We start from the raw sequence: 18,656 nt of genomic DNA, 5'->3' as shown, positions 1-18,656 counted from the left end.
CCCCGCTCACGCGCCGGGGCTCCGCCCCGGACCCTGACACGGCCGAAGGCCGTACGGGGTCTGCGGCACCCCCGGCCCCCAAGTCCCTCAGCCGTCCGCCTCCCCCTTCAGCCCCCGCAGCGTCAGCATCAGCAGCCGGTCCGCCAACTCCGGGTCCCCCGGGTCCTGTTCCGCCGCCAGCGCGATCGCGTTCGTCAGCTGCATCAGGTCCCCGATCGACACATCCGCCCGCACCGCGCCGCTCTCCTGCGCCCGCACCAGCAGCCGTTCGCCCGCCTCGCGCATCGGCACGCTGCACTCCGACAGCGCCGAACTCTCGTCGTGCGAGGCCGACATGAGCGCCCGCGCCAGGCCGCGGTACTCACCCGCATGAGTGATGATGGCGCGCAGCCACTCCACCAGAGCTGCGCACGGCTGCTCCGCCCCGGCGAGCTCGCGGGAGCGCTGCAGCAGTGAGGTCAGCGCGTCCTGGAAGACCGCGCTCATCATCGCGTGGCGGTTGGGGAAGTGCCGGTACAGCGTGCCGATACCCACGCCCGAGCGGCGTGCGATCTCCTCGAGCGACGCATCGGTTCCGTGCTCGGCGAAGACGGTACGGGCTTCGGCCAGCAGTCGTTCGTAGTTGCGGCGCGCGTCGGCTCGCATCGGCCGTGCCGAACCCGGCGCCGTACTCCCCGTACTCGTCGTGCTCGTCGCCATCGCGCCGTCCTCCCTGAGTCCGCCCCCGGTTGTCCAGGATGCCATCGCCAAAGCGGAGGCATCCTCCGTATCTTAATCAGAGGAACCCTCCGTATACCGTCGTCCCCCTGGAGGCATCGCCGCATGTCCGAAGCCGGGCTCACCGACACCGCTCCCGCGCCGCCGCCCACCCGGTCCCGCCACCGGCCCGCCCTCGCCCTCACGCTCATCCTGACCTGCCAGATGATGCTGATGCTCGACGCGACCGTCGTGAACATCGCCCTCCCCGACATCGGCGAGGAGCTCGGCTTCAGCTCCGCCGGCCTGTCCTGGGTGCTCAACGCCTACACCCTCGCCTTCGGCGGCCTCCTCCTCATCGGCGGCCGGATCGGCGACCTCATCGGCCGCCGCCGCGCCCTCCTCATCGGCGTGCTCGCCTTCACCGCCGCCTCCCTCGTCGGCGGCCTCGTCGACAGCGCCGGCTGGCTGCTCTTCGCCCGCGCCGCCCAGGGCGCCGCCGCCGCACTCACCGCGCCATCCACCCTCGCCCTCGTCGCCACCACCTTCGGCCAGGGACGGGAACGCGACCGCGCGCTCAGCCTGTTCACCTCCATGGCCGCCGCCGGCTCCGCGATCGGCATGATCCTCGGCGGCATCCTCACCGAGGCCGGCTCCTGGCGCTGGACGCTCTTCATCAATGTGCCCGTCGGCCTCGCCGTCGCCGCCCTGGTCCCGCTCGGCATCGCCGAGACCGCACGCCGCCGGGCCCGTTTCGACCTCGCCGGCGCGCTCACCGGCACCGGCGGCGTGACCGCCCTCGTCTACGCCTTCATCCGCGCCGCCGACCACGGCTGGAGCGATCCCCAGGTCGGCTGGGCGTTCGTCGTCGCCGCCGTACTGCTGCCGGTCTTCCTGCTCATCGAGCGCCGGGTCCGGCAGCCCGTCGTACCGCTCGAACTCTTCGCCGTACGCAACCGGGTTATCGCCTTCGCCGGGATGCTGCTGGTGCCCGCCGCGATGTTCGGCGTCTTCTACTTCGACACCCAGTACTTCCAATTCGTACGCGACTACAGCCCGTTGCGCGCCGGAGCCGCCTTCCTGCCGCTCGCCGCCGGCACCTTCGCCGCCTCCACCTTCGCCGGGAAGCTGCTCGCCCGCCACGGCCTGAAGAAAGTCGCGGGGACGGGACTCGCCCTCGCGATCGCCGGCGTGCTGTGGCAGTCCACGCTCTCCACCGGCAGCGGTTACTGGACCACCCTCTTCGTCCCGCTCGCCGTGAACGGCTTCGGCGTCGGACTCGTCTTCATGCCGCTCAGCGTCCTCATCCTCAGCGGTATCCGCCCCGACCAGGCGGGCGCGGCCTCCGGTCTGATGCAGACCATGCAGCAGGTCGGCGGCGCGCTCGGCCTCTCGGCGCTGGTGACGGTGTACGGGAGCGCCGTGCGCGGCGCGGGCAGCTTGGGGCCCCACGCCATGACTGAGGGCTTCTCCGCGGGGCTGCTGGCGGCCGCGGTCTTCATGGCGATCGCGCTCGCCCTGCTGCTGCTGTCCCGCACACCCGCCGACGGATCATGAACACACGTGTGGGGCCTGCCCGTTCTCACTCGAACGAGCAGGCCCCACACGTATGAACACAGCCGGACGGCCGGACGTCAGTCCTTGATCTCGCAGATCGTCGCGCCTGACGAGATGGACGCGCCGACCTCGGCCGACAGGCCCTTGATGGTGCCGGAGCGGTGCGCGTTGAGCGGCTGCTCCATCTTCATCGCTTCGAGTACGACGACGAGGTCGCCCTCATTGACCTCCTGGCCCTCCTCGACCGCGATCTTGACGATCGTGCCCTGCATCGGGGACGCGAGGGTGTCGCCGGAGGCCGCCGACGCGGACTTCTTCGCGGCGCGCCGCTTGGGCTTGGCACCGGCGGCCAGGCCGGTACGGGCGAGCGACATGCCGAGTGAGGAGGGCAGCGAGACCTCCAGGCGCTTGCCGCCGACCTCGACGATGACCGTCTCGCGGCCCGGCTCCTCGTCCGTGTCCGTCTCTGCCGGAGCGACGAACGGCTTGATGTCGTTGACGAACTCCGTCTCGATCCACCGGGTGTGCACGCGGAACGGGCTGGCGGTGAACGCCGGGTCGGTGACGACCGCGCGGTGGAAGGGGATGGCGGTGGCCATGCCCTCGACGTTGAACTCCGCCAGCGCACGCGCCGCGCGCTGCAGCGCCTGCTCACGGCTGGCGCCGGTGACGATCAGCTTGGCCAGCAGGGAGTCCCAGGCCGGGCCGATGACGCTGCCGGACTCGACGCCCGCGTCGAGGCGGACGCCGGGGCCGGACGGCGGCGCGAAGGTGGTGACGGTGCCGGGGGCGGGCAGGAAGCCCCGGCCCGGGTCCTCACCGTTGATGCGGAACTCGAACGAGTGCCCGCGCACCGCGGGGTCGTCGTAGCCGAGCTCCTCGCCGTCCGCGATCCGGAACATCTCGCGGACCAGGTCGATGCCGGTGACCTCTTCGGTGACCGGGTGCTCGACCTGGAGCCGGGTGTTGACCTCCAGGAAGGAGATGGTGCCGTCGGTGCCGACGAGGAACTCGACGGTGCCCGCGCCGACGTAGCCGGCTTCCTTCAGGATGGCCTTGGACGCGGCGTACAGCTCGGCGTTCTGCGCCTCGGACAGGAACGGCGCCGGGGCCTCCTCCACCAGCTTCTGGTGGCGGCGCTGCAGCGAGCAGTCACGGGTCGAAACGACGACGACGTTGCCGTGGGAGTCGGCCAGGCACTGGGTCTCCACGTGCCGCGGCTTGTCCAGGTACCGCTCGACGAAGCACTCGCCGCGGCCGAAGGCGGCGATCGCCTCGCGCACGGCGGAGTCGTACAGCTCCGGCACCTCTTCGAGGGTGCGGGCGACCTTCAGACCGCGGCCGCCACCGCCGAACGCCGCCTTGATCGCGATCGGCAGCCCGTGCTCCTCGGCGAAGGTGACGACCTCGTCGGCGCCGGAGACCGGGTCGGGTGTACCGGCGACCAGCGGGGCGCCGGCGCGCTGCGCGATATGACGGGCGGCGACCTTGTCGCCCAGATCGCGGATCGCCTGCGGCGGTGGGCCGATCCAGGTCAGACCCGCGTCGATGACGGCCTGGGCGAAGTCGGCGTTCTCGGAGAGGAATCCGTAGCCGGGGTGAATGGCGTCGGCACCCGAATCCTTCGCCGCCTGGAGCACCTTGGCCATGTCCAGATAGCTGGCGGCCGGGGTGTCACCGCCCAGGGCGAACGCTTCGTCGGCCGCGCGGACATGCAGAGCGTCCCGGTCCGGATCGGCGTAGACGGCTACGCTCCCGATCCCGGCGTCCCGGCATGCACGGGCAACACGGACAGCGATTTCGCCACGGTTGGCGATGAGCACCTTGCGCACGATGGCTCCCTCCTTGAAACAAGCTGAGTTTAGGGACTGCCGACACGGCCTTTCGACCCATCCCCAATGGTGAGCTTGCCCACACGGAGCGTGATTCGAGGCTCGCGCAAGTCGCGAAATCCCTTGTCGCACCACGGTACGACGGGTTCCTCCCTCGAACAGTAGCCCTCGGGTGTGGCACAGGTCTCTGTTCGAGAGGCCAGCGACGGATGACGTTTCTTTGTCGAGTCCCTACGAATGGCCCAATGATTCTTTGCTGCGGGACCGAGCGTGCCGGAACACTTGTCCAGCCCTTTACCCGTTAGTAGCGTTCACGCTGTCGTACGTACTTCCGGTAACAGAGGGTTGGGGGCGCCGTGGCGCGCAGACCGGTGGCCGTGGTGGCCGCGATTGTTCTGCTGGTTGAGGCCGTCGGCATCGTGCTGATCAACGGCATCCTCGCCACCTTGGCGGACAACCAGAACATGTCTCTCGCCCACCTGGACCCGGGCGCGATGGTCGCGGGCACCTGGGTGATGGGCGGGGTCTTCGGCCTGTATCTGGCGACGTGTGGCGTGTTGTGTCTGCTGATGGGGCTGCGCGACCGGGCCCCGGGGCGTATCGCCCGGATCCTGCTGATCAGTTGCGCGATCGTGCACGGGGTATTCGGAGCGCTGACGGTGGGGCTCGTGGGGTGGGACGCGTTCGCGTTCCTGATGGTCGTGCTGGCGCTGATCGTGCTGACGCTGGTGTCGTACGGCAAGGAGAAGGAGAAGGACAAGGGGCCCGGCGCCGAGAACGGCAACGGCAACGGGGCGGAGACCGAGGCCCCCGCCACAGCCTGAACTACGCCCACAGGTCCGTGATCGAGTAACCGAGCTCGGCCAGCAGCCTGCGCAGCAGCGGCAGCGAGAGGCCGATCACGTTCCCGTGGTCGCCCTCTATGGAGTCGATGAACGGCGCGGAGCGGCCGTCCAGCGTGAACGCGCCCGCCACATGCAGCGGTTCGCCGCTGGCGACGTAGGCGGCGATCTCCGCGTCCGTCGGGTCGCCGAAGCGCACCGTGGTCGACGCGGTGGCGGACGCGCTGCGGCCGGCCGCGGTGTCGGTCACGCAGTGGCCGGTCAGCAGGACGCCCGAGCGGCCGCGCATCGCCTTCCAGCGGGCGGTGGCGTCCTCCGCGTCGGCCGGCTTGCCGAGGGCCTCGCCGTCGAGTTCGAGGATCGAGTCGCAGCCGATGACGAGCGCGCCGGCGGCCTCGGGGCGGGCGGCCACGGCGGCTGCCTTGGCCTTGGCGAGTACCAGGGCCAGCTCGGCGGGGGTCGGCGCGTTCAGCGCGTCCTCGTCGACGCCGCTGACGATCACCTCGGGGGCGAGTCCGGCATGGCGCAGCAGGTTGAGCCGGGCGGGGGAGGCGGAACCGAGGACGATGCGGGGGCGCTGAGCGGTCATGGGGTCATCGTAGGTGGCGGTCAGCGGAGCCCGAGCACGAACATCGCAAGCACCATGGCCAGCGCCAGCACAAGGCCCACGCGGCGCATCATGGCTTGCATCTCGCGCAGTTCCTTGGGGGGCTCGTCCTTCGGGTCGGACCACAGCATGCCTTCGATCCTGCTGCCGGGTCGTGGACGGCGCCTGAGTACGGGTACTCAACCGCCGGGGTGACAACGGACTAATTCCAGGTGGCGAAGCGGCCAAATGGGACTGCTGTTCCGTTAAGGGCGCTCGGCCTGCTACGGAATCGGCCGGACGGGCTGAAGATCAGCCCGTCCGGCGATTTGAGGACCAGGGTGTGGGGCGGAGCCCCGTCGGCTTGCCCTACACCGGCCAGTACGTACGCGCCCACGCGCGCGGCCCCGGCAGTGGCCTGCGGCTGCGTGCGATGCGCGCCGGGTCGGCCCACTGCTCGGGCGGCGCCGGCGCGCCCTCCATCGCGGAGGCCGTCGCCGCGGCGCGCGCCTGAACCACCGCCAGTGCGGCGGCCAGCTCCTCAGGGGTCGGATTGCCCCGTACAACCTTGATCACAGCGGCTCCTTCCAGGCTTATGGGCTTGTGCGCTTACAGAGGGATGTTGCCGTGCTTCTTCGGCGGCAGGCTTGCCCGCTTCGTACGCAGCTGACGCAGGCCCCGCACGACGTGCGCCCGTGTCTCCGACGGCATGATCACGGCGTCGACATAGCCGCGCTCGGCCGCGACGTACGGGTTGAGGAGCGTGTCCTCGTAGTCCTGGATCAGCTCGGTGCGGGTCGCCGCTGCCTCATCTTCGTCCTTCGCTGCCTCGATGGTGCGGCGGTGCAGGATGTTCACCGCGCCCTGCGCGCCCATCACCGCGATCTGCGCGGTCGGCCAGGCCACATTGAGGTCGGCGCCCAGGTGCTTGGAGCCCATGACGTCGTACGCGCCGCCGAAGGCCTTCCGTGTGATCACTGTGATCAGCGGGACCGTCGCCTCCGCGTAGGCGTAGATCAGCTTCGCGCCGCGCCGGATGATCCCGCCGTACTCCTGGTCGACGCCGGGCAGGAAGCCGGGCACGTCGACGAAGGTCAGCACGGGAACGTTGAAGGCGTCGCAGGTGCGGACGAAGCGCGCGGCCTTCTCGGAGGCGTTGATGTCCAGGCAGCCGGCGAACTGCATCGGCTGGTTGGCGACGATGCCGACCGGGTAGCCCTCGACCCGGCCGAAGCCGGTGACGATGTTCGGCGCGAACATCGTCTGCGTCTCCAGGAACTCGCCGTCGTCCAGCACATGCTCGATGACCGTGTGGATGTCGTAGGGCTGGTTCGCGGAGTCGGGGATGAGGGTGTCGAGCTCGCGGTCCTCGTCGGTCGTCTCCAGGTCGGCCTCCTCGGGGAAGGCCGGTGCTTCGGAGAGGTTGTTGGACGGCAGGTACGACAGCAGCGACTTGACGTAGTCGACGGCGTCCTTCTCGTCGCCCGCCATGTGGTGCGCGACACCCGAGGTGGTGTTGTGCGTACGGGCTCCGCCCAGCTCCTCGAAGCCGACGTCCTCGCCGGTGACCGTCTTGATGACGTCGGGTCCGGTGATGAACATGTGCGAGGTCTGGTCGACCATCACCGTGAAGTCGGTGATCGCGGGGGAGTAGACGGCGCCGCCCGCGCACGGTCCGACGACCAGCGAGATCTGCGGGATCACGCCGGAGGCGTGGGTGTTGCGGCGGAAGATCTCCCCGTACATGCCGAGGGCCATGACGCCCTCCTGGATACGGGCGCCGCCGGAGTCGTTGATGCCGACGACGGGACAGCCGGTCTTCAGCGCGAAGTCCATCACCTTCATGATCTTCTGGCCGAAGACCTCGCCCAGGGAGCCGCCGAGGACCGTGAAGTCCTGGGAGAAGACCGCCACCGGGCGGCCGTCGACCGTGCCGTAGCCGGTGACCACACCGTCGCCGTAGGGGCGGTTCTTCTCCATGCCGAAGTCGGTGGACCGGTGCCGGGCGAACTCGTCGAGTTCCACGAACGAACCCTCGTCCAGCAGCAGTTCGATCCGCTCGCGGGCAGTCAACTTGCCCTTGGCGTGCTGCTTTTCCACCGCGCGGGCGGAGCCGGCATGCGTCGCCTCTTCAACGCGGCGCTGCAGGTCCGCGAGCTTTCCTGCGGTGGTGTGGATGTCAATCTCGGACTCCGACATCGGGATGCGGCTCCCTGTCCTGGTCAACGTCAACCGGAATGGCTACTGACACGTAGCGTATCGGCGTGCATGGCGCTCAGCAGTGCGGCGTTTGCCACACCTAACCTGGCTTGCATGACGCCTGAGAATGCGCCCGAGAGCCGCTGGTCCGACCTCGACCGGCCGCCGCTGAACGAGCCCATGCTGCGCCGTGCGCTGCTACAGCCGGGCGGGCTGTGGACTTCGCTCGACGTCGTGGCATCGACCGGCTCCACCAACTCCGACCTGGCGGCCCGTGCCGCGTCCCTGGACGAGGGGGCGGTGCTCGTCGCCGAGGAGCAGACGGCGGGGCGGGGGCGGCTGGACCGGACCTGGACGTCCCCCGCGCGCTCGGGGCTGTTCCTGTCCGTACTGCTGCGGCCCGGGGCGGGCGTCCCGGTGGAGCGCTGGGGGTGGCTGCCGCTGCTCGCCGGAGTGGCGGCCGCGACCGGCCTCGCGCGGGCCGCGGGAGTCGACATGTCCCTCAAATGGCCCAATGACCTGCTGGTAAAAGTCGGCGGCGAGGAGCGCAAGACCGGCGGGATCCTCGCCGAGCGCGCGGGGGACGATGCGGTCGTCATCGGCATCGGCGTCAACGTCACGCTGCGCGAGGGCGAACTCCCCGTCCCCACCGCGGGCTCCCTGGGCCTGGCGAACGCGATCTCCACGGACCGCGACCCGCTGCTGCGGGCGGTGCTGCGCTCGCTGGAGCAGTGGTACGGCGACTGGCGCGCGGCGGGCGGCGACCCCGGGCCCTCGGGGCTGCAGGCGGCGTACGCGGCGGGCTGCGCGACGCTGGGACAGACCGTACGGGCCGAGCTGCCGGGCGGCCGCTCGGTCACCGGCGAGGCGGTGGCCCTGGACGGCGACGGGCGGCTGGTGCTGGCCACCGAGGACGGCGAGGACCAGCCGATCAGCGCGGGCGACATCGTGCACCTGCGGCCGACCGGCTGAGCCGGTACGACGACCAGGACGTGAGCCAGGGCACACCTGCCGTATCGTTGAGGCGATCGAGCGACAGATCGGCAGGTCAGTGCGCAGGGAACGGGCAGGAGGCGGCTGGTGACCGTCGACGACACCAATTCCGGCGAGGGCGCGCAGCCGCCGTCGGACTCCTCCTCCGGCGCGTCCGCCTCGTCCAATTCATCGACCGACGAGACATCTGCGTCGTCGGACGCGTCCTCTGCCCCTTCCTCTTCCACGGCGTCTTCCGGTTCCGGATCCTCTTCCGGGCCGTATTCCGGATCCTCCTCCGTGCACCCGCCGCACCACGAGGTCGATCACACGGTGGAGCCGACCGACAACCCGCTGGCGATCCGCCTCGAGCAGCTGATTCTCGGCGCGGAGCGGCGCTATACGCCGTTCCAGGCAGCCCGTACGGCCGGTGTCTCGATGGAGCTGGCCTCCCGCTTCTGGCGGGCGATGGGCTTCGCCGACATCGGCCAGGCGAAGGCGCTGACCGAGGCGGACGTGCTGGCCCTGCGGCGGCTCGCCGGTCTGGTCGAGGCGGGACTGCTGAGCGAGCCGATGGCGGTCCAGGTGGCCCGCTCGACCGGGCAGACCACCGCCCGGCTGGCGGAATGGCAGATCGATTCCTTTCTGGAGGGCCTGACCGAGCCGCCCGAGCCCGGGATGACCCGCACGGAAGTCACGTACCCCCTGGTGGAGCTGCTCCTGCCGGAGCTCGAGGAGTTCCTGGTGTACGTCTGGCGCCGCCAGCTCGCCGCGGCCACCGGGCGTGTGGTCCAGGCCGCGGACGACGAGGAGATGGTCGACCGCCGGCTCGCGGTCGGCTTCGCGGACCTCGTCGGCTTCACGCGGCTGACGCGGCGGCTCGAGGAAGAGGAACTGGGCGAGCTGGTCGAGGCGTTCGAAACCACTTCGGCCGACCTGGTCGCGGCGCATGGCGGCCGCCTGATCAAGACGCTGGGCGACGAGGTCCTGTACGCGGCGGACGACGCGGGCACGGCCGCGGAGATCGCGCTGCGGCTGATAGAGACGATGACTCACGACGAGTCGATGCCGGCACTGCGTGTCGGCATCGCTTTCGGGACGGTCACCACGCGGATGGGCGATGTCTTCGGTACGACGGTGAACCTGGCCAGTCGGCTGACATCGATAGCGCCGAAGGACGCGGTGCTGGTGGACGGTGCGTTCGCGGAGGGACTTGTCCGTACGGGCGACGCGCCGGCCTCCGAGGCGGAGGCGGCGGAGGAGGCAGCCGCGGCCGAAAAGGAGGGCGAGGAGCCCCCCTCGTACCGCTTCGCCCTCCAGCCGATGTGGCAGCGCCCGGTCCGCGGCCTGGGAGTGGTCGAGCCCTGGCTGCTGTCGCGCAGGGGCTGAGTCCGGGCGGTGCCCCCGCGCGCCTATGATCCGGTGAACCATCGTGCTGTGCTATGGGGGTTCCCCCCAAACCCCCAGGGAGGGTGCCGTCATGTCCGAGTCCGAGCTGCGGTTCGGGGAATTCGTCGTCGTACGCCGGCACGAGCACGTCGCCGAGCTCGTGCTCGACCGGCCCAAGGCCATGAACGCCGTCTCGACCGAGATGGCCCGCTCCATCGCCGCCGCCTGCGACGCGCTCGCCGCCGACCGGGGCGTGCGCGTCACTGTCCTCACCTCCACCCATGAGCGGGCCTTCTGCGTCGGCGCCGATCTCAAGGAGCGGAACTCCTTCTCCGACGCCGAGTTGGTGCGCCAGCGGCCGACCGCGCGGGCCGCCTACACCGGGGTGCTCGAGCTGCCCATGCCGACCGTCGCCGCAGTGCACGGCTTCGCGCTCGGCGGGGGGTTCGAGCTGGCGCTGGCCTGCGATCTGATCGTGGCCGACGGCACCGCCGTCGTGGGGCTGCCCGAGGTGTCCGTGGGCGTCATCCCCGGCGGCGGCGGGACGCAGCTGCTGCCGCGCCGGGTCGGGGCCGCACGGGCCGCCGAGCTCGTCTATACGGCGCGGCGCGTGGAGGCCGCCGAGGCGCGGGAGTTGGGGCTCGTCGATCAGCTGGCGGACGACGCCAGGACCGAGGCGCTCGCCATCGCCGCCCGGATCGCCGCGAACTCGCCCGTCGGGCTGCGCGCCGCCAAGCGCGCGCTGCGGCTGGGGCAGGGGCTCGATCTGCGGGCGGGTCTCGAGGTGGAGGACGCCGCCTGGCGTTCGGTCGCCTTCTCCGGGGACCGGGCCGAGGGAGTCGCGGCCTTCAACGAGAAGCGGAAGCCGCAGTGGCCCGGCGAGTGACCACGTACCGAATGACTCGGTGAGCATTTCGGATCGGGGACAACCCAAGTGATCGAAGTGGGGCAAAACTCCCTAAGCTGGGATGATGGCTGAGGATCGGCGGCTGCGAGCCGTAGTGGCGCTGGCGCAGGCGATGGCGTCCGCGCACACCCCGCGCGAGTCCTGGCGGGCGGCTGCGCTGGGCGCGCGCGACGCGCTCGCCGGGTCCTTCGCCGCGCTTTCGGTGTGGGAGCGCGAGCTCGGACGGCTCAAGGTCCTCGTCAACGCGGGCGAACGGGCCCCCGAGGAGGAGGAGTTCCCCGAGTCCGAGACCTACCCGGTCAACCGCTTCCCGGAGATCACCGAGTTTCTGCACGAGCGGTGGGCCGGCGGCGGCGAGCCCGACGCCTGGGTGGAGACCGTGGACGGCCCGGCGACGCCCGCGCACGGCTACTGCCACCAGAGGGTCGCGGCCCTGCGCCGGCGCCGCCGCGGCTGCTGCGTCGTCGCGCCGATAGTGCTGCACGGGCGTGCCTGGGGCGAGCTGTACGTCGCCAGACCGCTCGACGCCCCGGTGTTCGGCCGGGACGACGCGGATTTCGCGACTGTGCTCGCCTCCGTCGTGGCCGCCGGGATCGCCCAGACCGAGCGCCTCGAAGAGGTCCGCAGGCTGGCCTTCACCGACCCGCTGACCGGGCTCGCCAACCGCCGCGCCGTCGACATAAGGCTCGACCAGGCCCTTGAGCGGCATCGCGCGGACGGCTCGGTCGTCAGCCTCGTCGTCTGCGACATCAACGGCCTCAAGCAGGTGAACGACACCCATGGCCATGCCGTCGGCGACCGGCTGCTCGAACGATTCGGCTCGGTCCTCTCGCTGTGCGGGGCGATGCTGCCGGGCGCGCTCGCGGCGCGGCTGGGCGGGGACGAGTTCTGCCTGGTCACGGTGGGACCCGCGGCGGACGAGGTGGTCCATGTCGCGGACGAACTCTGCGTCCGCGCGGGCGAGTTGGAGCTGGGTGAGGGAGTGGCGTGCGGGGTCGCGTCGACCGGCGACCCGATCGGGCAGGTCCGCTCGTCCCGCCGGCTGTTCCGGCTCGCGGACGCGGCCCAGTACCGGGCGAAGGCTGCGCGCTCGCCGAAGCCGGTGGTCGCGGGCCGCGACGGAACGGTGATCCGCCTCGCGGACGCCCCGCCGCGTCCGCCGCACGAGCGCCGCGCCTTCCGGGGCGTACGGCCGCAGGACGCCGAGGAGCCCTGGAGCGAGCCCTGACAACGGTGTGACATTGCAGTAAGGGGTCAACCCGGCCGGCAGTAGTGACAGGTTGAGATTCAGTCCGTACGCTGCTGAATATGGATATGCAAACAGTCGTGGTGGGGACGTCCGGTACCACCGCCGATGACGTCATCGCCGTGGCCCGCGAAGGCGCCCGCATCGAGCTCTCCGCCGAGGCCGTCGCCGCCCTGGCCGCGGCCCGCGGGATCGTCGACGCGCTGGCCGCCAAGCCCGAGCCCGTCTACGGGGTCTCCACCGGATTCGGCGCACTCGCCACCCGGCACATCAGCCCCGAGCTCCGCGCCCAGCTCCAGCGCAACATCGTCCGCTCGCACGCCGCCGGCATGGGCCCGCGCGTCGAGCGCGAGGTCGTCCGCGCGCTGATGTTCCTCCGCCTGAAGACCGTGGCCTCCGGCCACACCGGCGTACGCCCCGAGGTCGCCCAGACCATGGCGGACATTCTGAACGCGGGCATCACGCCCGTCGTCCACGAGTACGGCTCCCTCGGCTGCTCCGGCGACCTCGCGCCGCTCTCCCACTGCGCGCTCACGCTCATGGGCGAGGGTGACGCCGAGGGCCCCGACGGGATCGTGAAGCCCGCCGACGAGCTGCTCGCCGATCACGGCATCGAGCCCGTCGAGCTCCGCGAGAAGGAGGGCCTCGCCCTCCTGAACGGCACCGACGGCATGCTCGGCATGCTGGTCATGGCCCTCGCCGACCTCCAGCGCCTCTACGTCACCGCCGACATCACCGCCGCCCTGTCCCTGGAGGCGCTGCTCGGCACCGACAAGGTGCTCGCCCCCGAGCTGCACGCCATCCGCCCGCACCCCGGCCAGGCCGTCGCCGCCGCCAATATGAGCGCAGTGCTCAAGGGCTCCGGGCTCACCGGCCACTTCCAGGAGGAGGAAGCGCCCCGCGTCCAGGACGCGTACTCGGTGCGCTGCGCCCCGCAGGTCGCCGGGGCCGGGCGGGACACCCTCGCCCATGCCCGCCTTGTCGCCGACCGCGAGCTCGCATCCGCCGTCGACAACCCGGTCGTACTCCCCGACGGCCGTGTGGAGTCCAACGGCAACTTCCACGGCGCGCCCGTCGCGTACGTCCTGGACTTCCTGGCCATCGCCGCCGCCGACCTCGGCTCCATCGCCGAGCGCCGCACCGACCGGCTCCTCGACAAGAACCGCAGCCATGGCCTGCCGCCCTTCCTCGCCGACGACGCCGGCGTGGACTCGGGCCTGATGATCGCCCAGTACACGCAGGCCGCCCTAGTCAGCGAGATGAAGCGGCTCGCCGTGCCGGCCTCCGCCGACTCGATCCCGTCCTCCGCGATGCAGGAGGACCATGTCTCGATGGGCTGGTCCGCCGCGCGCAAGCTGCGCACGACCGTCGCCAACCTGAGCCGGATCCTCGCCGTGGAGCTCTACGCCGCGACCCGGGCGATCGAGCTCCGGCGCGGTCTGACCCCCGCGCCCGCCTCGCAGGCCGCCATCGAGGCGCTGCGCGCGGCAGGCGTCGAGGGGCCGGGCCCGGACCGTTTCCTCGCGCCCGACCTGGAGGCCGCGGACGCGTTCGTACGGGACGGAAAGCTCATCGCGGCCGTGGAGCCGGTGACCGGCCCGCTGGCCTAGCGCGTACGGAAGGGCCGCCCCGACGGGGCGGCCCTTCCCGTACACGTCACAGAAAAATTCTTCACATCTGCCAGGCACCGCGGCGGCGCACCGAGTACGTCACGAGACCGACGCCGATCCCCAGGAACGCCGTCCCGCCGACCAGATACGGAGTCGTGTCCACGGTGCCCGTGTCGGCGAGAGTCAGCCCCTGCGACGACGCGGCGGCAGCGCTGTCTTGTCTCTGTACCGCTTCCCGCTCGGCGGTGGCATTCGCCGAGGGAACGAACCACAGCGCACACAGCAGAGTCCCTGCGGCAGTGGCGGTCAGAAGCGGTCGACGTGCGACGGACACGGACTCGATCCCCCTTGAGGCATCCTCGAATTGGGCGGGTGCGTTGATGCTAATGAAAGCAGCGGGTCGGGGGAAAGCCGCAGGGGTGAGAGGCCTACCCTCCGTCGTATGACCACTTCTGAGACATCACGGTATGTGCGGCTGCGGGTGGAATTGGTGCTGGAGGTGGGGGACCCCGGCGAGCTGACCGGCGCCGCCCTCGACCGCATCGCGGCGGACGAGTTCATGCCCGACGAGGAGCGTGCGCACGCCGAGTCGGCCGTACGCGAGGACGAGGCCGAGGCCATCGCCTATCTCGTGGACCCCTTCGATCTGGTCAGCGACGTCCCTGGGGTGGAGCTGGCCCAGGCATCCTGGAGCAGTGAGCAGATCGATTACGACCCCGATGCGGAGGACTGGGACCTCGACGAGGAAGATGGGGAGAGCGAGGCGTACGAGGACGGCGACGAAGGTGCCGACGAAGGCGGTCGGTGAACCGGAGCCCGGCTGATTTCGTGCCGTGGTGCAACCGGCGGGGGCCGCGGCTGCGTCCGTTGATCGGTAAGTGGTCTTCCCCACATCCAAATGTGATGTGGAACCGGGTAGCCCGGTAATGGGTGTTCCTAAAGGTGTGGGTCAGGGGAATCGGCGACGATGGAGAAGCGTGTGATAACGGACAGCAAGCGGCGCAGGGGCCTTATGGCCGCGTCCGCCGTGCTCGGTGGCGTGCTGGTGATGTCTGCCTGCAGCGGCGACGGGGACAAGGGCGCCGAAAGCTCGAAGAAGTCGCAGGCCCAGGTTGACGCGGCGGCGGCGAAGGACGCTTCGAAGGCCCGAATAACCATCTCGCCCAAGAACGGCGCGACCAACGCCGGCATCAACAATGACGCCAAGGTCACCGTCAGTGACGGCACTCTGACTCAGGTGGCCATGACGACCGCCGATGGTCAGAGCGTCAAGGGCACGCTGGCCGCCGACGGCAAGAGCTGGAAGCCGGACGCACAGCTCGAGCGCTCCACCACGTACAAGATCGCCGCGACTGCGAAGGACACCGAGGGCCTGGAGGCCCACGAGAACTCCTCCTTCACGACGGTCTCGCCCGCCAACAGCTTCATCGGCAACTTCACGCCGGAGGACGGTTCCACCGTCGGCGTCGGCATGCCGGTGTCGATCAACTTCAACAAGGCGATCACCGACAAGAAGGCCGTCCAGTCCGGGATCACCGTGACGTCGAGCAGCGGCCAGGAGGTCGTCGGCCACTGGTTCAACGGGCAGCGTCTCGACTTCCGCCCCGACCAGTACTGGCAGGAGGGCTCGACCGTCACCCTGAAGCTGAACCTCGACGGCGTCGAGGGTGCCGACGGAGTCTTCGGCGTCCAGCAGAAGACGGTCACCTTCAAGATCGGCCGTAACCAGGTCTCCACCGTCGACGCGTCGGCCAAGACGATGACGGTCACCCAGGACGGCAAGACGATCAAGACCATCCCGATCTCCGCCGGTGCCCCGGACAACCCGACGTACAACGGCCAGATGGTGATCTCCGAGAAGTTCAAGGAGACCCGGATGGACGGCTCGACGGTCGGCTTCAAGAAGAAGGACGGCAAGGGCGAGTACGACATCAAGGACGTTCCGCACGCGATGCGGCTGTCCACGTCGGGCACGTTCATCCACGGCAACTACTGGGGCTCCGACTCGATCTTCGGCAGCGCCAACACCAGCCACGGCTGTGTCGGTCTGAACGACGTGAAGGGCGCGGGCGACCCGAACCAGCCCGCCGCCTGGCTGTTCAACAACACGATCGTCGGCGATGTCGTCATCGTGAAGAACTCCCAGGACAGGACCATCCAGCCCGACAACGGCCTGAACGGCTGGAACCTGAACTGGAGCCAGTGGAAGGCCGGATCCGCGGTCTGAGCCCGGCTCCGTACGGATTGAGAAGGCGGCGGCACCCCTGACCGGGGTGCCGCCGCCTTCGTCGCTGCGAGACCGGGCCGCGGTCTTCCGGGGTGGACGAAGCTCTAGCCGCGTTCGGTCGCGTCGGCGTCCGCCGCCTCGTCCACGCCCCAGCCGGCCAGCAGCCGCAGTGAATCGGCCGACCGGCTGCCCGGCTCCGCGTGATAGGTGACCAGCGACAGATCGTGGTCGTCGGGCAGACTCAGCGTCTCGTACGACAAGGTCATCTCACCCACCAGCGGATGGTGCAGCCGCTTGGCGCCGTGGCCCTTGTTCTGCACGGTGTGGGCGGCCCAGAGCCGGCGGAACTCCTCGCTCTTCACGGACAGTTCGCCGATCAGCTCCGGCAGCTGGGGGTCGTCCGCCGAGCAACCCGCGTACATCCGCAGCACGCTGACCAAGTCGGTCGCCTTGACCTCCCAGTCGACGTACAGGTCGCGGGCGTTGGGGTCGAGGAAGACGAGCCGCGCCATGTTCCGCTCCTGCGGCGGCAGCGCGGCGAAGTCGCCGAGCAGCGCGCGGGCCATCCGGTTCCAGCCCAGGATGTCCAGGCGTCGCCCGAGCACGTACGCGGGCACTCCGTCCATCGCGTCCATCAGATGCTGCACCGCCGGCCGCAGCTGCTGCGGCCGTCCCATGCGCCGGTGCTTCTTCTGCTTCGGCTTGGCGAGGTGCGTGAGATGGTCGCGCTCGGCGTCGGACAGCTTCAGGGCCCGCGCGATGGCGTCGAGCACCTCGGTGGACACATTGCGGCTGTTGCCCTGCTCGAGACGTGTGTAGTACGCCACGGAGACCCCGGCGAGCTGAGCCAGCTCCTCCCGGCGCAGCCCCGGGACACGGCGGTGGCGGCCGAGCTGCGGCAGACCGACGTCCTGCGGCTGCAGCCGGCCACGGCGCGAGCGGAGGAATTCGCTGAGTTCGGCACGCTGGTCCATACAGCCAGTATTACCGGCCGGGGAGCCTGTCGAGGCTGTCCCTGTCAGTAGTAGGCACGCTGGACGTAGGTACAACAGAGGGCTGGGTAGGTGCCGCGACCCGGCGCAGGCTGAATGCCATGACCACCACCGTTTCCGCATACGCCGCTCTCGCCGCCAAGGCGCCGCTGGAGCGGACCACCGTCCCGCGCCGCCCTGTCGGCGAGCACGACGTGCTCATCGAGATCAAGTACGCCGGCATCTGCCACTCGGACATCCACCAGGCCCGCGACGGCTGGGCCGAGGGCATCTTCCCGATGGTGCCGGGCCACGAGATCGCGGGCATTGTCACCGAGGTCGGCGACGGCGTGACGAAGTTCGCCGTCGGCGACCGGGTGGGCGTCGGCTGCATGGTCGACTCCTGCCGCGAGTGCGAGAACTGCACGGCAGGCCTGGAGCAGTACTGCACGGGCGGCATGGTCGGCACGTACAACGCCCTCGACAAGAGCGGCGAGCCGACGTACGGCGGCTACTCCACCCATATCGTCGTCGACGAGGCATTCACGCTGCGCATCCCCGACGGCCTGTCGCTGGACATCGCGGCCCCGCTGCTGTGCGCCGGCATCACGCTCTACTCGCCGCTGGCCCACTGGAACGCGGGCCCCGGCAAGAAGGTCGCCATCGTCGGCCTGGGCGGCCTCGGCCACATGGGCGTCAAGATCGCGCATGCGCTGGGCGCCGAGGTGACCGTCCTCAGCCAGTCGCTGCGCAAGAAGGACGACGGCCTGAAGCTGGGCGCCGATCACTACTACGCGACCAGCGACGAGGCGACCTTCGGGCAACTCGCGGGCACCTTCGACCTGATCGTCTCCACGGTCTCCGCGCCGCTTCCGCTGGACAAGTACCTGAGCCTGCTGAAGACGGACGGGGCCTTTGTGAACGTGGGCGCTCCCGAAGAGCCCGTCTCGCTGAACCTGTTCTCCGTCATCGCCGGTCGCAAGACCCTCGCGGGTTCGGGGATCGGCGGTATCCGCGAGACCCAGGAGATGCTCGACTTCTGCGCCGAGCACGGTCTGGGCGCGGAGATCGAACTGATCCGCGCGGACCAGATCAACGAGGCGTACGAGCGGGTGCTGGCGAGCGACATCCGCTACCGGTTCGTGATCGACACGGCGACGATCTGAGCTGACTGAGCCGGTCGCGCCAAGTGTCCCGGTCGCGGCGGATCAGGCGAGCCCTGACCCGCCGCTACCGGGGTTGGAGCTTCACTCCGGCCTATGGCAGACCGCCTCCACGTTGTTGCCGTCCGGATCCCTGACGAACGCCCCGTAGTACGAAGGGTGGTACTCGGGCCACACGCGTGGCTCGTGCAGCACCTCCGCCCCCGCCTCGACGGCCGCCGCGTGGAACGCTCGTACGCCCGCGCGGTCGGCCGCCACAAACGCGATGTGCACCTCGCGCGGCTGCCCCTCCGTCGTCACCGGGCCGATCCAGAACGTCGGTTGCGCCGTGCCCCAGCCGATCACCTCGCCGAAGTCGAGCAGCCGGGTGCCGCCGAGCGGGGCCAGCACACGGTCGTAGAAGACGGCACTGGCCGCCGGGTCATCCACCTGCACCGCGATGTGGTCAATCATGGGCCC

The 18,656-nt window shown here is 70.2% G+C and carries 19 protein-coding genes; 10 read left to right on the top strand and 9 right to left on the bottom strand.

Features of this window, described 5'->3' with window-relative positions:
- Positions 1 to 87: 87 nt before the first annotated feature.
- Positions 88 to 699 carry a TetR/AcrR family transcriptional regulator gene (locus QFZ67_RS14385; protein WP_307661498.1) on the bottom strand — a complete coding sequence of 204 codons (612 nt, stop codon included), beginning with the start codon at positions 697 to 699 and terminating at the stop codon, positions 88 to 90.
- A 123-nt stretch (positions 700 to 822) separates the two neighbouring features.
- On the opposite strand from QFZ67_RS14385, the gene QFZ67_RS14380 reads away from it, so the two are divergent.
- Positions 823 to 2,253, top strand: coding sequence for an MFS transporter (locus QFZ67_RS14380; RefSeq protein WP_307661497.1), 1,431 nt, complete (start codon positions 823 to 825; stop codon positions 2,251 to 2,253).
- Positions 2,254 to 2,330: 77 nt separating this feature from the next.
- Here the strand turns inward: QFZ67_RS14380 and QFZ67_RS14375 are convergent, their stop codons facing one another.
- Entirely contained in the window at positions 2,331 to 4,085 is a 1,755-nt protein-coding gene (locus tag QFZ67_RS14375; RefSeq protein ID WP_307661496.1) for a biotin carboxylase N-terminal domain-containing protein, read from the bottom strand.
- Between the two features lie 356 nt (positions 4,086 to 4,441).
- Between QFZ67_RS14375 and QFZ67_RS14370 the strand changes: the two genes are divergently transcribed.
- On the top strand, positions 4,442 to 4,909 hold the full coding sequence (locus QFZ67_RS14370) for a hypothetical protein (protein WP_307661495.1): 468 nt from the start codon (positions 4,442 to 4,444) through the stop codon (positions 4,907 to 4,909).
- A 1-nt stretch (position 4,910) separates the two neighbouring features.
- Here QFZ67_RS14370 and QFZ67_RS14365 read toward each other — a convergent pair whose 3' ends face one another.
- From QFZ67_RS14365 to QFZ67_RS14350, 4 genes are all read right to left on the bottom strand, one after another.
- Entirely contained in the window at positions 4,911 to 5,516 is a 606-nt protein-coding gene (locus QFZ67_RS14365) for a nucleoside triphosphate pyrophosphatase (RefSeq protein ID WP_307661494.1), read from the bottom strand.
- 20 nt (positions 5,517 to 5,536) lie between these two features.
- Positions 5,537 to 5,665, bottom strand: a complete 129-nt coding sequence (gene mmpB, locus QFZ67_RS14360; RefSeq protein WP_307661493.1) for a morphogenic membrane protein MmpB — start codon at positions 5,663 to 5,665, stop codon at positions 5,537 to 5,539.
- Between the two features lie 217 nt (positions 5,666 to 5,882).
- Entirely contained in the window at positions 5,883 to 6,089 is a 207-nt protein-coding gene (locus QFZ67_RS14355; RefSeq protein WP_307661492.1) for an acyl-CoA carboxylase epsilon subunit, read from the bottom strand.
- 33 nt (positions 6,090 to 6,122) lie between these two features.
- The gene (locus QFZ67_RS14350) at positions 6,123 to 7,712 is read right to left on the bottom strand and encodes an acyl-CoA carboxylase subunit beta (protein ID WP_307661491.1); all 1,590 of its coding nucleotides are present in this window, start codon (positions 7,710 to 7,712) and stop codon (positions 6,123 to 6,125) included.
- 114 nt (positions 7,713 to 7,826) lie between these two features.
- On the opposite strand from QFZ67_RS14350, the gene QFZ67_RS14345 reads away from it, so the two are divergent.
- From QFZ67_RS14345 to hutH, 5 genes are all read left to right on the top strand, one after another.
- Positions 7,827 to 8,684: a biotin--[acetyl-CoA-carboxylase] ligase gene (locus tag QFZ67_RS14345; protein WP_307661490.1), complete on the top strand. Its 858-nt coding sequence runs from the start codon at positions 7,827 to 7,829 to the stop codon at positions 8,682 to 8,684.
- A 300-nt stretch (positions 8,685 to 8,984) separates the two neighbouring features.
- A complete protein-coding gene (locus QFZ67_RS14340; RefSeq protein ID WP_373430221.1) occupies positions 8,985 to 10,073 on the top strand; it encodes an adenylate/guanylate cyclase domain-containing protein in 1,089 nt (362 codons plus the stop codon).
- Positions 10,074 to 10,164: 91 nt separating this feature from the next.
- Positions 10,165 to 10,959 carry an enoyl-CoA hydratase/isomerase family protein gene (locus QFZ67_RS14335; protein ID WP_307661488.1) on the top strand — a complete coding sequence of 265 codons (795 nt, stop codon included), beginning with the start codon at positions 10,165 to 10,167 and terminating at the stop codon, positions 10,957 to 10,959.
- Between the two features lie 82 nt (positions 10,960 to 11,041).
- On the top strand, positions 11,042 to 12,208 hold the full coding sequence (locus tag QFZ67_RS14330) for a diguanylate cyclase domain-containing protein (RefSeq protein WP_307661487.1): 1,167 nt from the start codon (positions 11,042 to 11,044) through the stop codon (positions 12,206 to 12,208).
- Between the two features lie 86 nt (positions 12,209 to 12,294).
- The gene (gene hutH, locus QFZ67_RS14325; protein ID WP_307665843.1) at positions 12,295 to 13,836 is read left to right on the top strand and encodes a histidine ammonia-lyase; all 1,542 of its coding nucleotides are present in this window, start codon (positions 12,295 to 12,297) and stop codon (positions 13,834 to 13,836) included.
- A gap of 61 nt (positions 13,837 to 13,897) precedes the next feature.
- On the opposite strand, the gene QFZ67_RS14320 is transcribed toward hutH, so the two are convergent.
- Positions 13,898 to 14,170 (bottom strand): hypothetical protein, encoded by a 273-nt coding sequence (locus QFZ67_RS14320; RefSeq protein ID WP_307661486.1) that lies wholly within the window; start codon positions 14,168 to 14,170, stop codon positions 13,898 to 13,900.
- 108 nt (positions 14,171 to 14,278) lie between these two features.
- Between QFZ67_RS14320 and QFZ67_RS14315 the strand changes: the two genes are divergently transcribed.
- Together QFZ67_RS14315 and QFZ67_RS14310 are read left to right on the top strand one after the other, a co-directional pair.
- Positions 14,279 to 14,644: a hypothetical protein gene (locus QFZ67_RS14315; protein WP_307661485.1), complete on the top strand. Its 366-nt coding sequence runs from the start codon at positions 14,279 to 14,281 to the stop codon at positions 14,642 to 14,644.
- Positions 14,645 to 14,803: 159 nt separating this feature from the next.
- Complete coding sequence (locus tag QFZ67_RS14310; RefSeq protein WP_307661484.1) at positions 14,804 to 16,063, top strand: Ig-like domain-containing protein; 1,260 nt, start codon at positions 14,804 to 14,806, stop codon at positions 16,061 to 16,063.
- Positions 16,064 to 16,167: 104 nt separating this feature from the next.
- On the opposite strand, the gene QFZ67_RS14305 is transcribed toward QFZ67_RS14310, so the two are convergent.
- Positions 16,168 to 17,037 (bottom strand): helix-turn-helix transcriptional regulator, encoded by an 870-nt coding sequence (locus QFZ67_RS14305; RefSeq protein WP_307661483.1) that lies wholly within the window; start codon positions 17,035 to 17,037, stop codon positions 16,168 to 16,170.
- A 119-nt stretch (positions 17,038 to 17,156) separates the two neighbouring features.
- Between QFZ67_RS14305 and QFZ67_RS14300 the strand changes: the two genes are divergently transcribed.
- Positions 17,157 to 18,200 carry an NAD(P)-dependent alcohol dehydrogenase gene (locus tag QFZ67_RS14300; RefSeq protein WP_307661482.1) on the top strand — a complete coding sequence of 348 codons (1,044 nt, stop codon included), beginning with the start codon at positions 17,157 to 17,159 and terminating at the stop codon, positions 18,198 to 18,200.
- An 81-nt stretch (positions 18,201 to 18,281) separates the two neighbouring features.
- On the opposite strand, the gene QFZ67_RS14295 is transcribed toward QFZ67_RS14300, so the two are convergent.
- Entirely contained in the window at positions 18,282 to 18,650 is a 369-nt protein-coding gene (locus QFZ67_RS14295) for a VOC family protein (RefSeq protein WP_307661481.1), read from the bottom strand.
- Positions 18,651 to 18,656: the final 6 nt, after the last annotated feature.

The sequence above is a fragment of the Streptomyces sp. V1I1 genome, assembly GCF_030817355.1.
Taxonomy (GTDB): Bacteria; Actinomycetota; Actinomycetes; order Streptomycetales; family Streptomycetaceae; genus Streptomyces.
This window is presented reverse-complemented; position numbering and strand designations above follow the sequence as displayed.